Here is a 16490-nt window from a genome sequence, read left to right as displayed (position 1 = left end):
CGTGATGATGATACGCCCTGACAGGTACATTTTTGTTGCAAAGTGGCATTTTATTTTGCCTCTTTTTTTTGGCGGGCTTGCTGCATGGTAAAGGTACAGCCAATCGAGGCGATGATGATGGTGGCAAGTGCGAGCCACTGATTCCACAATAGTTTTTCACCGAGAAATACAAATCCAGAAAGTGCGGCAACAGCAGGCTCTAAACTCATCAAAGTCCCAAAACTCAGTGGTGTTAGATTGCGTAAGGCAATCATTTCCAATGAAAAAGGCAAGGCGCTGGCGAGAATGGCAAGCCCAATAAAATAATATAAATTGGGGAGTTCAAATACACGATCCATCGCACCAGAAAAAGCAGCAAATGGCAGTAAACAAAGCATACCAATACTCATGCCTAAACAAACCGTATGGTTGCCCGAAATGCCTGAGGGTTTTTGTCCTGCAATAATATACATGGCCCAACAAGCACCTGCACTGACAGCAAAAAATACCCCCACCAAATCGAGACTTTGTTGCGCTTGTTGCAAGGGGAACAATAACGCTAAGCCTAAAATCGCACAACCGACCCAGATAAAGTCATATTTTTGGCGAGCGTAGTAGAGCGCGACACTTAAAGGTCCAATAAATTCAAACGCAACGGCAAGACCCAGAGGTAAACGTTCAAGCGATAAATAGAACAACCCATTCATCCCAGCCAGTGCGACACCATAACTTAGGATGGCTTTCCAGCGAACTGAACGAAAATCAATGGTCCAGATTTTAAAAATCACAGCCAAAATGAGTGCACCAAAACACAAGCGCATCGCAGAGACCGTTAATACCGGAAAACTTTGAAATAACATTTTGGCTAAAGAACCACTGCCTTGGACACAGATCATCGCAAGCATCAATAATGCTATGGCAGACAGCGGTGACTTTAGAATTGAGTTGGACATTTAATCAGCAATTGAGTTAGTGTAACTTTCACATAATAATTGAATTCTAACCAAAGATCTGGGTTGAGACGAGCAGAATTTTAGTTTATTGGTCGGTGTAGTTTTATACGTTCATGATTCTTTAATTAACTTTAATATCCTTTTAAAAATTATTTGTTTGTGGATTTAGAATATTCGAACTTTAAACCGTTCCTTTTTGAGATTTACACCTCAGTAAGTGCTAAGAAATGTGAGTGGGATATTCTTTTATCACAGGGAAAAGGACTGTTAATCGTGTGAATTGTGGTTTGAATAGATGCAGCTCGTCAGATTCAAACATAAAATTTGTCATTTGTTTGCTATAAAATTTTGGGGCAATAAAGACCCCGTACATCTTAATTAAAACGCTAAAAATGATAATGCTTTAAATGAAATAATAATGATGGAGACAATTAAATGTTAAAACTAAAACGAGCTTTTGCCATTGGTATAATGACATTCGTTCCTTTTGCCGCTTACGCTGCGCCTTCCTTCAAAGCCCCTTTCGCCTGCGGGCAAACGTGGAGCTATAGCACTTACTCAGGTCATAATTATAATGCCTTAGACTGGGTACGTTGGGACAATGGACCAACTTCAGGCGCCGCTGTACTGGCTTCAGCGGGAGGAACGGTATCAGTCAGTTCTGCTGGTTGGAATGGTGGTGCTGGAAATATGGTGGTGATCAATCATGGTAATGGCTGGTCGACTCATTATTTTCATTTGAATAGCATTAATGTCAATGTCGGTGCTTCGATTGGTCAGGGTCATCAGATTGGTACGGTAGGAAGTACAGGGCAAAGTACGGGTGCACATTTACACTTTGAACAACGTCTCAATAACTCAGCGCAAAGCATTGTCATCAATGGCAAGTCATTGGCACCGTATCCATACAGTTACGGTCAAAAAGCTTTGACCAGTGATAATGGTTGTAGTGGTACAACACCGCCACCTCCACCGACTGGAAATAAATATTGGGTAGATACATGGGGTGATGCCAATGGACGCTCTAGTCCGGGCGGTACAGTGACTGGAACTTTATACAAAGGTACGCATTATACTTACTGTAAAGTTTGGGGACCAAAAATTCAAAATGCCACAGGAACACAATGGAATCATTGGTGGTTGAAAACAGACTTAGATGTGGGTCCAACCAACCAATGGGTTTCAGCATTTATGCTGTCACGCTGGGGCAATGATGAGGCAAAAGACAATAATGGTACTGTGATTCCAAACTGTCCTTAAGCGTTAAACAATCTGACTAAGATCAAACATGCCGTTCAAATGAACGGCATGTCGATAAAAAATAAAAAAACTGATCAATAAATCTCTTTCATGAATATTTAGCTGCTTTATATTTCTTCCACTCGGAAAAACAAAGCGGGTTTATGAAAGCAGTCTAATAAGGATAATAAACGATGTTTGAAATTCAATTCCCGCCAATAATCACCAGCGTTATTTTAAAAAATAGATATAAAACCATTGCCTGTGCAGTGCTTGCAATGTTCTCAACCCATACTTTTTCTGCTGATCCATTACCGAATCGTCCTGCCTTTAAACTGCCTTTTCCATGTGGTGCACAAATCGAATTAAAAACCTATCAAGGACATGGTCCAGACGATAAAAAAATCGATATGTATCGTATGGGGATGTTCACAGGCAGCCCAATTACTGCATCGGCTGATGGCTTGGTTCATCAGGCTTTTTACCCCGGTGGGATCGAAATTCGGCATGGCAATGGTTGGTTTACGACATATATGCACATGAGTAGCCATGTGCCTGTGGGTAGTAATGTGAAGCAGGGTGATGTGGTAGGTTATATGGGAGATGTCGGCTCACCTGGTATTCCTCACTTACATTATGAACAATTATATGCACCCGGTCTGAATGATGCAGGCAGCCAACATATTGTGAACCCGATACTTCAAGGTGAATGGTTATATATGGTACCAAACTCACCTTTAGTCAGAACCAGTGCTAACTGTCCGAATACAACACCGCCACCTCCACCGACTGGAAATAAATATTGGGTAGATACGTGGGGCGATGCCAATGGTCGTTCTAGCCCGGGAGGTACGGTTACTGGAACGCTGTATAAAGGCACGAGTTATGTTTACTGTAAGGTGTGGGGACCAAAAGTTCAGAATGCGACAGGCGCACAATGGAATCATTGGTGGTTAAAAACAGACTTAGATGTAGGTCCAACCAATCAATGGGTGTCTGCATTTATGCTGTCGCGTTGGGGCAATGATCAAGCCAAAGACAATAATGGGGTGGTGATTCCCAACTGTGCTTAAGACGTAGCAAAAAAAAATCACAGCCAAAGCTGTGATTTTTTTAAGTCAGCGTGTTTTAGAACAATACGCGAACGCGAATCGTACCTTCAACATGGCTTAAGGTATCAAGTGCTTCTTGAGAAGCAGATGCATCGACATCCATAACGAGGTAGCCGATATCACCTTTGGTCATTAAAGACTGACCCGAAATGTTGATGCCTTGTTCTGCAAATAAGGTGTTGATCTTAGATAACACACCCGGAACGTTTTTATGGATGTGAAGCAAACGATGCTGACCATCAGAAAGTGGCAATGCGATTTCTGGGAAGTTCACCGCAGAAAGTGTCATACCTTTATCTGAGTAAGAAACGAATTTTTCAGCAACTTCTAAGCCAATGTTCGCTTGCGCTTCCATGGTAGAACCACCCACGTGTGGGGTTAGAATTACGTTGTCTAAACCACGAAGTGGGGAAATAAACTCTTCGCCATTGGCTTTTGGTTCTTTCGGGAATACGTCAACGGCTGCACCAGCAATGTGACCCGATTTAATCGCATCGGCTAAGTCTTCGATAATCACACATGTTCCACGTGCAGCATTAATGAAGATTGAACCTTGTTTCATTTTCGCAAATTGTTCTTTCTTGAAGAAATTACGCGTTGATGGAACATCTGGAACGTGTAAAGAAACCACATCAGCAGTTGCTAACAACTCATCCATAGAACCCACTTGACGTGCATTACCTAGAGGTAATTTAGTCACAGCATCAAAGTAGATCACTTTCATACCCAAGCTTTCTGCCAATACAGAAAGTTGAGAACCGATTGAACCGTAACCGACGATACCTAAAGTCTTGCCACGTGTTTCAAAAGAACCAACTGCTGCTTTGTTCCAGCCGCCTGCGTGGGTATCTTTTGATTTTTCAGGAACGCGACGAAGTAATAAAATTGCTTCTGCTAGAACCAATTCAGCCACTGAACGAGTATTTGAATACGGTGCGTTGAAAACAGGGATACCGCGCGACATCGCTGCTTTTAAATCGACTTGGTTGGTACCGATACAGAAACAACCTACCGCAATCAATTTATTCGCTGCTTCAAAGATTTCTTCAGTCAATTGAGTGCGCGAACGAATACCAATAAAGTGAGCATCTTTGACTGCTTCTTTTAAAGCATCGCCTTCAAGTGCAGTTTTGTGGTAATCGATATTGGTATAACCCGCAGCGTTTAAAGTATCGATGGCATTTTGATGAACGCCCTCTAACAATAGAAAACGGATTTTATCTTTAGGGAGTGATAGATGTTGGCTCATAACGGCTCTACGCTATATCAGGTCGAATTTAAATCGCCGTATCATACCATGTTTGATCAAAATGAGGGCGATTTCATTGCAAATTCCAGCGTGGAAATACTGATCATTTTCCATGGAAATGTTGACTGATTTTCAGGAGATAGCGGTTGTGATGACACTATCTTGATGCAAAGCTTTATCCCTTGCTTGCTTCTATGTAAAATGTATCTATCTGATGGACAAACCTAATCATCAATGGGTTTGCGCTGTTCTGTAAAGTTTCTATATTTTTGGATAATTCAAATATCTTCTTTTTAAGATATTGAAAAATATTATGTTGTCATCCAAAAGCCCTATATTTACTTCTTGCTAGGCCTGTAAACGATGAATGCTTCAGTCGCTTTAACCCCTGAGTTATTAACCCAATTAACAGCAATTGTGGGTGAAAACCGTATTAAAACCGATGCGGATAGTTTGGAAAATTGGGGACGAGATCATACTAAACATTTTGATCCGAACCCATCAGTCATCGTTTTTCCATCAAGCACTGAACAGGTTCAAGCGGTTGTAAAGCTTGCTAATCAGTTTAATGTGGCGATTACGCCGTCAGGTGGGCGTACTGGGCTTTCAGCAGGTGCAGTGGCAAGCAATGGCGAGATCGTGATTAGCTTTGACAAGATGAATCAGATCTTGGAGTTCTTCCCAGCCGATCGTATGGTGCGGGTTCAAGCTGGTGTGGTCACTGAACAGTTACAGAACTATGCAGAACAACAAGGGATGTATTATCCAGTTGATTTTGCCTCAACAGGCTCAAGCCAAATCGGCGGCAATATCGGAACCAATGCAGGCGGCATTAAAGTCATCAAATACGGTATGACCCGAAACTGGGTGCTTGGTCTGACTGTGGTGACAGGTAAGGGCGATATTCTTCGTATCAATAAAGGCATGATTAAAAATGCCACGGGTTATGCTTTGCAGCATTTATTCATTGGTGGTGAGGGAACGCTTGGTTTAGTCACTGAAGCTGAGATTAAGTTGGAACGTCAACCACAAAACCTGCAAGTGATGGTGTTGGGTACGCCTGACTTTGAAGCGGTGATGCCTGTATTGCATGCTTTCCAAAAAGAAATCGACTTAACCGCGTTTGAGTTCTTTGGTGAAGTCGCAATGCAAAAAGTTTTGGATCGCGGTCATGTACAGCGTCCATTTGAAACGCAATGCCCGTTCTATGTGTTACTTGAGTTTGAAGCGCCATATGAGCCAATCATGGACAAAGCCATGCAGATTTTTGAGCATTGCATGGAACAGGGTTGGGTCATTGATGGTGTGATGAGCCAAAGTCTAGATCAAGCGCAAAGCTTATGGCGTTTGCGTGAAGATATTTCAGAGTCAATCGCGCCGTTTATTCCTTATAAAAATGATATTTCAGTGCTGATTACGCATGTACCTGCATTTATCAAAGAAATTGATGCAATTGTTGCAGACAATTATCCAGACTTTGAAATCTGTTGGTTTGGTCATATTGGTGACGGTAACTTGCACTTAAATATTTTAAAACCTGAGAACCTCACCAAAGATGAGTTCTTTGCCAAGTGTCAGGTGGTGAATAAATACGTGTTTGAGACCGTGAAAAAATATGATGGTTCGATCTCTGCCGAGCATGGTGTGGGCATGACCAAGAAACCATATTTGGAGTATTCTCGTTCGCCTGAAGAAATTGAATATATGAAAGCATTGAAGTTGGCATTTGATCCGAATGGGATTATGAACCCTGGGAAATTGTTTGATCTTTAATGCTTGATTAGATAAAAGAAGTTCTGTTAAAAGCGTATCTAAAGATGCGCTTTTTTTATGAGATGAATATGAAGACTCAAGGTTATATTTATTTAAATAGTGATCAAGTATATGGAGACTATATTGATTATTTCTATAATGAGCAGAATATAAAATGTATGTCTATTATGCTTAGAGTGAAAATTGGAAATCTCTTTTATTCTTGCTCTTTATTGTTCAAAGACTTCTCTTCATGGATATTGGAAGAGCTTATTCATTGTGAGGCAAATTTTCTTTCTTATGATGGAGAGTTAAATTTATTTAAGAATTACGATCTCTATAACTTAAAAAGTGAACAAATAGGATTTATATATTTTAATGAAAATTTATAAATTATAATAATATTAATTAGATAACGAGAAATTTTATGGAAAAGTAAATGATTTGCAAAGGGTATATTTTCTTACATTGAAAAGAAAATCTTGGATGAGTTTTTGGTTTGTGAAATCGTATTTGGAAAAATTTTAGATCAAATTGTTTTGATGAAAAATTATTTAATTAAAGACTTTCAAGGTAAAGAAATAGGAACCGCTTATATAACAGAAATTAGAGAGTAAACAGCAATAAAAGATCTATTCTCTATACGCTTTCCAACCCGTCAAAATATGATAAATCAGTGGCAAAAGACATACCGAGAAGAAGCCACAAATCGCAACCACCCACACAGGTAAATCACGTGGATTGCTTAAAAAGAAATAAGCAAAAACCGAATAAGACAACATCGCAAACATTGCCATAGTACCTAATGGAATCGTAACTCTAAAAATAAGCAGATTGGCAAACTTGCGATATGGTGCCATATCCCGATTCAAACCATACGCAATAATCATGACCAAGATATAGCCCATAATAAACAGCATAAATAGGGTTGCGACAAATAGGAGTCCCGTTCGCCAACTCTTTTCTTGTACGGTTTGATCCCCAGCTCCATAAACAACTGTAATATGATCCCCCACCACAGGAGTATCCCCAGAACGAACTGAATTATCTAAGGTCAAAATTCTATTTTGATCATCTTTGAATTGGACTTGAGCGGTATGCATTAAGGTTTGGGTTTTATATTTACGTCCATTGGAATCAGTACGTTCAGTATCGACCCATTCAGAGGTATAACTCACTACCGTTGCATCATAGCTTGGTTTGGTCGCTAAACCATAGACGGCTTGTGAAACCCAATAGCTAAAGGGGAAGAATAAAGAACTAATGCTAAAAACAACCACGAATAAATAACTAAATTCAAGCTTGCTGCTTTCACGATTATTGGCTAAACGCTTGAGCCAAAATTTTGTCAGAACAAAAGACCATACGCACAAGATCGCAATGACTACTAAGAAAACCTGTCCTGCATAAGTCAGTTGCATGAATGATCCTATTTGTTATATTGAATAGACATTGATTTTATCAAATGGTTATCTTTTTAAAATCAAATGAATTAGAACAGTAAAAAATATTATTGTCTCTCGCAAGTCTTAATTTTTAAATCATGAAGTAAAACAAATGAACATCCATCACGAAATCGAAAAACTGTTTCAACAACGCCAAGATATCCCATTATTTTATATTGAAAGTGGTAGCCGTTTATGGGGTATGGCAAGCCCTGACAGCGACTATGATGTGCGCGGTTTTCATTTGCCGAGTAAAGAACAGTATTTTGATTATAAAAAATACAGGGATCTGATCGAAATCATGGATGGGGATTTTGATTTCGTTTCATATGATCTCGATAAAATGTTTGGGCTATTGGCTAAAAGTAACCCAACCGTTTTGGAGTGGGTAAGAGCGCATATTGTGTATTTTAATGCCTTTCCAGAATGGCAAACGTTTCGAGATGGATTGCTTGAGCGAATTAACTATAGTGCGCTATATCATCACTACTTATCACTGGCGAAAGGTGGGATGAAAGTGATGCAAACCGCAGAAAACTTTACTTATAAAAAAGTATTTTATTCGATTCGTGGTTTGATGTCGGCAGAGTTGGCAACCCAAGAAGTGATGCCCGAATTATTGATCACTGATTTATTTGCACAAGTTGATTCAAATGATCCATTGCGTCACTGGGCAGAGGATTATTTGGAAATTAAAAAGCAGCAGAAAGAAAAAGCCCAACTCCCTGAAGTGGAACAAGCAGCGATTCTTCATTTATTGGAAACGAAAATTGAGCAATTAGCCGCTAAAGAAATGCAAAAAGCTGATCGACGTGAGAGCTTAGAGCGTTATTTAACGGAGTATAGTCGCCATTTGAAGCAGCACTATTATTAGTAAAACAATTTTTTATTAATAATCTACATTCGACTTAAATATTTTCCGAACTAATTGGAAATATTCTTGACGGAGTCTTGCTAGGTGCTCACCCAATTGAGGGATCAGCCTGCGGCTCGCCCTACTTTTCTTTCGGGAAAAGTAGGCAAAACCATTGTCATCTGCAAAACCTGTTCACTTCTTGCATTAATTAAAATCTATCGCAGAAACAGTATCTTATTGAAATCACGCAGGTTGCAGATGACATTACCGAGTATCATATATTTTATGAGGATTTGATAAATAACCAATCTTTGTTCTAAATCTCACTTTCCAAAATACGCACTTTCACATCAGCCACATGTGCTTTGGTCGCTTCAAAATGCTTCAGCATATGTGTCGTTTGCATATGCGCTTCAAGATGAGCTGTGCTTTCCCATTGCTCCAACATCACAATGCTATTTTCATCCTGTGTCTGCATTTCAATTGCAGGTAAATGATCAATCAATGGCGCATAACCATGACAACCATCTTCAGCCAGTACAGTTGGAATAATTTTTTGGAAAGCATCTAATACGGCTTGGCGGTGTTCTGCACCTGCATGTGTCTGAATTTCAGCAATAATCGTCAACATAGTATTTCTCTCTTAATTCATGTTCGTAAAAAACTGATCTAAATGGGCTTTATAATCTTCGATATAGCTTGGGACATTTGGCATTTTGATTACATCATTTACGATAAAGGTCGGGAGTGATTCCATACCCAAGAATTGATTGGCTTTGTGAAAAGCTAAATACACACCATCTACACCCACGCCGTGAAAGAATTGATCAGGATCTGTAAACGCTTCCATTGGTGCATTCCATGTTAAAGACAACATGTATTTCTTGCCTTGAATCAACCCCCCTGAACCATATTTTTTAGAAGCATCCGAACGACTACGCCCATCGCTGGCATACAGTGAACCATGACCAATGGTAAATACATCATCAATGTATTTCTTCATGGTCCACGGCGCACCCATCCACCAGCCCGGCATTTGATAGATCACCACATCTGCCCATAAGTATTTTTCAATTTCGGCTTGGATGTCATAGTCACTGTCAGTGCGTGTCACTTGTACGGCATGACCAAGCGCTTTTAAATGTGCTTCAGAAAAGTCAGTTAAAGTGTCATTGAGCTCACCATTTGAGTGAGCGAATTGTTTAGCGCCATTAATAATTAAAATATTGCTCATTGAATAACTCGAAAATAGATTGCTAAAACTTGACGGCATTTTAGGAAATCTATTCATGAGTAAAAACACATAAATAAGCAAAATACTATTGATCAAAAATCAATAATTAACTGCCTTGTTTTCTCAGCCTATATGCTTTACGGATCACCCAAATAGCAATAATGACAAGAAAGAACGCCCAGAACTGAATCAGCCATAAAATGGTTTCTTTAAAATAAGATAAACCTACTTTAAATGCCTCTCCAATCCGTGTTAATAACGGCTCACTGTCCATAGTAGCGATTCGATGAATATTTAAGTCATGGCTTTTACGAACTTTGGGTTGTTGGAAAAATTCCAAACGAATAGTGCTATAAGCCAAACGATCTTTCACTTCCAAATCAGTGAGTTGTTGTAGTTGATTATTTACCGTATTTGATGCGCTATTACTCTGATTTGCGGTATTTAGCTTTTCTTCTAATAGCTTTAATTCATAACGTTTTGCTTCATAAGACTGCGTATTAAAGTTCAACATCAAAGGTAAAAGTTTATTTAAAAAAGTAGTCACTTGATCATTTGGGATACGGACCGTGAGTTCTACGAATGGCGTTATTTTCTCATAAATATCAATGCTGCCATCAATGCGATCACGTTGAGAGCGGTCACTCACTTGATAGTCAATTTGCTTGTTTTCGATATAGCCGTTGTATTGCAACAGCTGTTGTTCGAGAGCTGAAGCTGTTTGTAATACATCTTTGACTTCAAATTGCAATTGAGCGCTTTTAACCAACTGACGATTTTGTTCTAGCGCACTTTGTTGCGTGCCGACCAATTGTTCAGGATTTTTGACAGTATTTTCCTGAACAATATCACTATTTGAAGCTGTTCTTTCTGCGGCAACAGAGGGATCACTTGCCATGCCTTCTTCTTTTTTTGAACAGCCGACAATAGCGGTACTTAATATTAAAACAATCGTTAATTTTTTTGCTAAATCTGACATGAGTTTATGCTCAATCTGTGGTGATGTTCGTGTTATAAAATTTGTGTTTTTAGTTACTTATGATGATATTCAAATGATTGATAAATACAACAAATCTCACATAAGTCACTTACATTTTATTGCGTTGAAATTTAATTTTGCATAGTAGCATAGATGCATGTGGTAAATAGGAGAGGTACAAAATGCATAAAATTTTGATGATTTTAGGATGCGGAATTTTTTTAACAGCGTGTAATCAGCCAATTGCGCAGTCGCAACAACAAGCTGCAGTTCAAAAAAGTACAGCCATGTATGCTGTTTTATTGGACCAACCGACTTTATTAAATGACGAAACTAATTTAAAGATCGATCAACAATTTAATAGCGCAGAAAATCCAAGCGAGGCAGCAATTACGGTTGAACAAGCCCAACTGGATGATTCAGTGATTGCCGTTCGAACCGAATATCAATTAAAACGCGATCAAGCAGTTTGGAAAGTTGTGAATAAGAAACAAAGTTATCAATGCGCTAGAGGGGAGAACACTGCGACATTCCAGCTTGATTTATGTCCATAACATTTAAAATTGAATGAAAGATCAGCAAAGCTGTGGATAACTTGATTGTTATTCACATATTAAAACAATTGCTCAAATTGCGGTCATTTTTAAAAAGTGCTAAAGTTGCGTCTGGCAATTTTGCCAAAAGGTAAAACGTTTACCAAGCTCACGTAAATAGATTGTTTTTCTTATATATACACCTAGTGAATACGGTGTTTTCACATTTATTACATGCGCTCTCACAGCATGAAAATCAAAATTTAATTTAAATCTAAACCATAAAATCGTGTGGTGATGATCCTATTTTCTTTGTATGGAAATGGGACGCACCCGAATTGGTTGTTTTTGTGAATAGAACATGATGACGAATAATCAAAATATGACGTTAAACCGTATAACGCTCATGTTTCCTTTAGCTTTAGTGCTATTTGAGTTTGCGGTTTATATTGGTAATGACTTGATACAGCCTGCAATGCTGTCGATTACCGAACAATTTGGTGTCAGTGCAACATGGGCACCTTCGTCGATGTCATTTTATTTGTTGGGTGGTGCCAGTGTCGCTTGGCTGCTTGGACCACTTTCAGATCGACTTGGGCGTAAAACAGTATTATTGGCTGGTGTGGCATTCTTTACGATCTGCTGTTTGTTGATTTTATTGACGCATAATATTGAACAATTCTTGGCCTTACGTTTCTTGCAAGGTATTGGTTTGACTGTCATTTCAGCGGTTGGTTATGCCGCTATTCAAGAAACATTTGAAGAACGAGATGCCATTAAAGTCATGGCACTGATGGCAAATATTTCATTATTAGCACCTTTACTTGGTCCTGTCCTCGGGGCATTTTTAATTGAACATATTTCTTGGCATTGGGGCTTTGTCGGCATCGCCGCTATTTCATTCTTGAGTTGGTTTGGTCTGAAGAAATTTATGCCTTCGCAACAGCAAAGTAGAGTGAAACAACCCTTTAGTTATATGTTTGATGACTTTAAAAAGGTGTTTACCAATCGCCATTTCTTGGGTTTAAGCCTTGCTCTACCACTGGTGGCGATGCCCTTGATGCTATGGATTGCCTTATCACCGATCATTTTGGTGGATGAGTTGAAACTGAGCAGCATGCAATATGGTTTGGCACAGTTTCCGATATTCTTTGGTTTGATTGCGGGCAATATTGTCTTGATCAAAGTGATGGATCGTTTTGCTTTAGGTAAAACCATTTTGGTGGGTTTACCCATCATGTTATTTGGGACGTTGTTCTTATTGCTTGGCGTGATTTGGCCGATCTATTTGGTGCCATGTTTATTGATCGGCATGACTTTGATCAGTTTTGGTGAAGGGATTAGCTTCTCAGTAATGTATCGTTTTGCCTTGATGTCTTCAGAAGTATCGAAAGGTACGGTTGCAGCCGCAGTGTCGATGATCATGATGATGAGTTTCTTTGTCATTATTGAACTGGTACGAGTACTTTATACACATTTCCACATTTGGGCTTTTGCACTCGCGAGTGTAGCTTTGATTGGCTTATGGTTTGCTCAACCGCGCGCTGCGTTGAAACAGGTGATGCAAACACGTCAGCAACAAGGAGTAAATTAGAATCGATGCGGTGTCAGTTGATTACTGAATTTCAAGTTCTAGAAGTTTATTTTTCAACATCACCAGTTCAGTGAGGGTCTCGAGTAATAGACTCATTTGCTTTAACAGTAATTGATTTTGCTCAGAGACCTGACCTTGTGAATTTAAGTGCTGAATTTTGATTAATATGTCTTCAATCTGTTGATTTGGAATCGGCTGTTGTTGTTGGATCAAGGTGTGTTTGATTAATTCGGCACTTTGATCTAACAGCGCCAAAATATGTTGATCTTGAATTTGAATACGTTGATGGCCGAGAGCAGAAACGTAGCTCAATTGGCTATGACTATAGACCAAGTAGCGAAATGCATAATGGATGAGTTCTTGATTGGGCTGTGGTTCGGTACTGAGACTCGAAATCATATTTGACAGTTCGATCTGGGCATTATGTGCCGCACGACGTGCTTTTCGATATTCAAGATCGTTGGAACGTCCTTGATGATATTGCTGGATGACTGCATCCAAATAATTCATGGTGGCTTGGCTACTTTTGAGTATATTTTCAGGGATATTACGAAAGTTCCAATCGGGCCAAATCAAGTTCACTGCTAACCATGCGATTGCACAGCCGATGAGCGTATCGACAATCCTTGGTAAAACAATACTAAAACCCGCGCCCTTTAGATTAAAAATCAATAAAACCATCAGTGTTGCCATCACTGTCGCAAGTGCGTATTTCTTTTGGCGTAAATAGAAGAAATACACGCCGCTAATCACGGTAATCACCAGTTGTCCTTCAATACTGGGTACAAAATAAAGCACGGGTATACCTAACAGCACACCTAATAACGTGCCGATGGTTCTGAGTTTTAGGCGACTTTTAGTTGCGAAGTAAGTGATCTGACAAACAAACAAGCTGGTCAGTAAAATCCAATAGCCATTTTTTGCAAAAGGCAGTAAAGAAATTGTATAACCCACGGCAAAGACAATTGCTAAACGAACGGCATGACGAAATAAGGCCGACTGTGGACTGAGATGTTGTTTTATTTTTAAGAAGAAATCCTGAAAACCCTGAATATCTTCATCAAGCAAGTTCAAGTGTGCCTGTTGTTGCTGTGGGGAGAGTGTTTCGATTTTTTGCTTGAATTGCAGTTGAGCGAATTGCTCATGAATACTTTTTAAATTATTGAGAATGAGTTCTAAATTTTTAACCTCAAGATTATGTGGATGCTGAACGATCCAATCTTTCATGGATGCTTCAAGATTTTCCAGCGCTGCATCTGCCCGTTGACTGTTTTGGTAGGGTGTTTTATGCAGCAGTGACTGGCTGAGCTTTTGGCAGGCTGTGGCCTGTAAAAACATATTTTTTTGGATACGGAAAATTAAATCACTGCGGCTAAAGTTCTGATGAATTTTTTCATAATGCAAATAATTAGAAGTTACTTGTTCATGGATATCTTGGGCAAAATAATATAAATTTAGCCAATAGATACTGGTGTTATTGATGCGGGAAGACTTGAGTCGAGAAAGTAAGGATTGCTTGGCCTGATTGAGACTATTCACCACCTGAGCATTTTTTTGTGAGAGTTTAAACAGTAGTTCTTCAACATTCTGCACATTGTCAGGATCAAACAGCTTGGCTTTGATTTGTAAGAGTTCCCCTATTTCTTTAAAAATAGTCGAAATTTTTTCTTGTAGTGGCAGTGTGGGACGAATGATAAAAAATAAGATCGAAGTAAAACCGTACCACAGTGCACCACAAACAAAATAACTGGGTTGTTGATACCAATGTGGATAATCTCCCAACCCAAACATGGTGTAGATGGAAAGTAAAATCGTGCCAAAAGAAATTGTGGCGTAGCGTTGCCCCAAAGCACCCATCAGCACAAAAGCAGCACTGGATAGACTCAAATAAACGATGAACCAGAATTTATAAGGTGCGAGAAAGGCTAAGATTGTACTGACCGTAAAGAACAGTACACAGACATAAAGCAAATTTCGAAGTCGGATACTTAGCCGGTCATCAAAGTCAGTCAGGGCTGCTGCAATTGCACCTAATGTGACAGGCACAATAAATTGACTTAGACCCAATCCATGCAGTAATAGCGTTGTGCCGATTAAAACAATAAAAATTTGTAGGCAATACAGCAGAATTGAATTCGATCTAAAGCGATTGAAGAGCAGATAAAGACTGTTCATAATTATTTTTCTTCAATTTGTTTAAGTTTTATCATACAAACAAATTTTCCTTATAAAAATATTGTTTGATCAATGAGGCATATCATTTTTTGCATCCAGATTGAGTTGATCTTTCAAGTAATAAAAACAAGCAAAATCCATGCAAAGTTATTGTTTTAAATGTTCGTAATGGAAAAAATAAATGAATTTTCAAGAAAACTGTGGATATCTTTTAAGATACCCACAGTCTTTTAACTATTTCATATCAGGCGGTGCTTCAAGTGCTGCAACAGGTTCTTCCACATTTTCATGTAGCCATTCACGCCATATCGCCAGTAACACGGCCAAAATCACAGGACCAATAAATAAACCGACTAAACCAAAGCTAGCGACGCCGCCGAGGACACCAAACATAATCAATATGAATGGAATCTGAGTTGCACCTGAGATCACCAGTGGTCGGATCACATTGTCTGCACTACTGACGATCAATACGCCCCATACGATGACACCAATTGCTTCAACGGTTTGACCTTGAGAAAACAACCATAGCCCGACACCTAAATATGAAATAGGTGTGCCAAATGGAATTAGGGCTAAAAAGAAGGTCACAATCGTCAGTAGCATTGGATTCGGTACACCTGCGACGAAGTAACTTAAACCCGCCAAAAGTGCTTGCGCAACCGCAGTTAAACCAACGCCGTAAACAACAGCACGTGTCGTTTCTGAGATGGTTTGTAGATAATGGTGGACACGTGGTCCAATGACCATTTCTAAAGCACGACTGACTTGTGCCAATATCGTTTGTCCGTCACGATAGAAAAAGAAAAGGGTCATGAGGGCAAATGTCAGTTTGACCAAATTACGGCTAATTTCACTTAAGACAAAACGACCATAACTTAAATGGCTTTGAATCCATTCCGCGATATTTTTTGCAATGCTATTGGGATCGCTACTTAATTCGTTCAGTGTATGACTAATATCTCCACCAATAATCGGCAGGTTCTTAATAAAATCAGGGATCTGAACATGCCCAGAAAAAAGTTGTTTTTGTAAATTAAAATATAAATTACGACCTTCAAGTTGCAGCATAAAGATCGCGAAAATAAATGGGACTCCAATCACCAGAATCACCAAACTAATCATAATCGTGGCATTCAGTGTGGGACGATGTTCACCAAAAAATCGACGTTGTACCCATAGATAAACAGGCCAAGTCATATAGGCAATAATCGCCGCCCAAAGGACAGGCACAATAAAGTATTTGAGGATATTAAATCCCAAAAACAGTAAGACAAAGAATAGACCAAACAGCAAAACGCGTTGTAATACGGGAGCGTATTGTTGCACCATAGTTTTCTCTAGTGCTGGAAATTGAATAGATCCATATTAACTGAAAAACCAGTTTAGG

15 protein-coding genes are annotated in these 16490 nt (G+C 39.2%); 7 read left to right on the top strand and 8 right to left on the bottom strand.

Features of this window, described 5'->3' with window-relative positions:
• Positions 1–50: 50 nt before the first annotated feature.
• A complete protein-coding gene (locus tag EAH57_RS03795; protein ID WP_121928899.1) occupies positions 51–932 on the bottom strand; it encodes an EamA family transporter in 882 nt (293 codons plus the stop codon).
• Between the two features lie 435 nt (positions 933–1367).
• Between EAH57_RS03795 and EAH57_RS03790 the strand changes: the two genes are divergently transcribed.
• Positions 1368–2192, top strand: coding sequence for a M23 family metallopeptidase (locus tag EAH57_RS03790; RefSeq protein ID WP_121928898.1), 825 nt, complete (start codon positions 1368–1370; stop codon positions 2190–2192).
• A 173-nt stretch (positions 2193–2365) separates the two neighbouring features.
• Positions 2366–3244, top strand: a complete 879-nt coding sequence (locus EAH57_RS03785; protein ID WP_121928897.1) for a M23 family metallopeptidase — start codon at positions 2366–2368, stop codon at positions 3242–3244.
• Positions 3245–3299: 55 nt separating this feature from the next.
• On the opposite strand, the gene serA is transcribed toward EAH57_RS03785, so the two are convergent.
• Positions 3300–4532, bottom strand: a complete 1233-nt coding sequence (serA, locus tag EAH57_RS03780) for a phosphoglycerate dehydrogenase (RefSeq protein WP_005193800.1) — start codon at positions 4530–4532, stop codon at positions 3300–3302.
• 363 nt (positions 4533–4895) lie between these two features.
• Here serA and EAH57_RS03775 point away from each other — a divergent pair, with 363 nt between their 5' ends.
• Together EAH57_RS03775 and EAH57_RS03770 are read left to right on the top strand one after the other, a co-directional pair.
• Positions 4896–6305 carry an FAD-binding oxidoreductase gene (locus tag EAH57_RS03775; protein WP_121928896.1) on the top strand — a complete coding sequence of 470 codons (1410 nt, stop codon included), beginning with the start codon at positions 4896–4898 and terminating at the stop codon, positions 6303–6305.
• 68 nt (positions 6306–6373) lie between these two features.
• Positions 6374–6676 carry a hypothetical protein gene (locus EAH57_RS03770; RefSeq protein WP_228200035.1) on the top strand — a complete coding sequence of 101 codons (303 nt, stop codon included), beginning with the start codon at positions 6374–6376 and terminating at the stop codon, positions 6674–6676.
• A 240-nt stretch (positions 6677–6916) separates the two neighbouring features.
• On the opposite strand, the gene EAH57_RS03765 is transcribed toward EAH57_RS03770, so the two are convergent.
• Positions 6917–7705 carry a xanthine permease gene (locus EAH57_RS03765; protein WP_121928894.1) on the bottom strand — a complete coding sequence of 263 codons (789 nt, stop codon included), beginning with the start codon at positions 7703–7705 and terminating at the stop codon, positions 6917–6919.
• Positions 7706–7841: 136 nt separating this feature from the next.
• Between EAH57_RS03765 and EAH57_RS03760 the strand changes: the two genes are divergently transcribed.
• Entirely contained in the window at positions 7842–8603 is a 762-nt protein-coding gene (locus tag EAH57_RS03760; protein ID WP_121928893.1) for a DNA polymerase beta superfamily protein, read from the top strand.
• Between the two features lie 298 nt (positions 8604–8901).
• On the opposite strand, the gene EAH57_RS03755 is transcribed toward EAH57_RS03760, so the two are convergent.
• The 3 genes from EAH57_RS03755 to EAH57_RS03745 form a co-directional block, all read right to left on the bottom strand.
• Positions 8902–9216 carry a putative quinol monooxygenase gene (locus tag EAH57_RS03755; protein WP_121928892.1) on the bottom strand — a complete coding sequence of 105 codons (315 nt, stop codon included), beginning with the start codon at positions 9214–9216 and terminating at the stop codon, positions 8902–8904.
• 12 nt (positions 9217–9228) lie between these two features.
• A complete protein-coding gene (locus tag EAH57_RS03750) occupies positions 9229–9819 on the bottom strand; it encodes an NAD(P)H-dependent oxidoreductase (protein WP_121928891.1) in 591 nt (196 codons plus the stop codon).
• Between the two features lie 106 nt (positions 9820–9925).
• On the bottom strand, positions 9926–10798 hold the full coding sequence (locus EAH57_RS03745) for a DUF4349 domain-containing protein (RefSeq protein WP_121928890.1): 873 nt from the start codon (positions 10796–10798) through the stop codon (positions 9926–9928).
• Positions 10799–10980: 182 nt separating this feature from the next.
• On the opposite strand from EAH57_RS03745, the gene EAH57_RS03740 reads away from it, so the two are divergent.
• A complete protein-coding gene (locus EAH57_RS03740; RefSeq protein WP_121928889.1) occupies positions 10981–11352 on the top strand; it encodes a hypothetical protein in 372 nt (123 codons plus the stop codon).
• A 343-nt stretch (positions 11353–11695) separates the two neighbouring features.
• Complete coding sequence (locus EAH57_RS03735; protein ID WP_416240482.1) at positions 11696–12925, top strand: MFS transporter; 1230 nt, start codon at positions 11696–11698, stop codon at positions 12923–12925.
• Positions 12926–12946: 21 nt separating this feature from the next.
• Here the strand turns inward: EAH57_RS03735 and yccS are convergent, their stop codons facing one another.
• Positions 12947–15100: a YccS family putative transporter gene (gene yccS, locus EAH57_RS03730; protein WP_121928888.1), complete on the bottom strand. Its 2154-nt coding sequence runs from the start codon at positions 15098–15100 to the stop codon at positions 12947–12949.
• A gap of 234 nt (positions 15101–15334) precedes the next feature.
• On the bottom strand, positions 15335–16429 hold the full coding sequence (locus EAH57_RS03725) for an AI-2E family transporter (protein ID WP_171407382.1): 1095 nt from the start codon (positions 16427–16429) through the stop codon (positions 15335–15337).
• Positions 16430–16490: the final 61 nt, after the last annotated feature.

Source organism: Acinetobacter sp. 2JN-4 (assembly GCF_003687745.1).
GTDB classification, from domain to species: Bacteria; Pseudomonadota; Gammaproteobacteria; order Pseudomonadales; family Moraxellaceae; genus Acinetobacter; species Acinetobacter halotolerans.
Note: the sequence above shows the minus strand (reverse complement) of the source record. Positions and strands in the feature narration are given on the sequence as shown.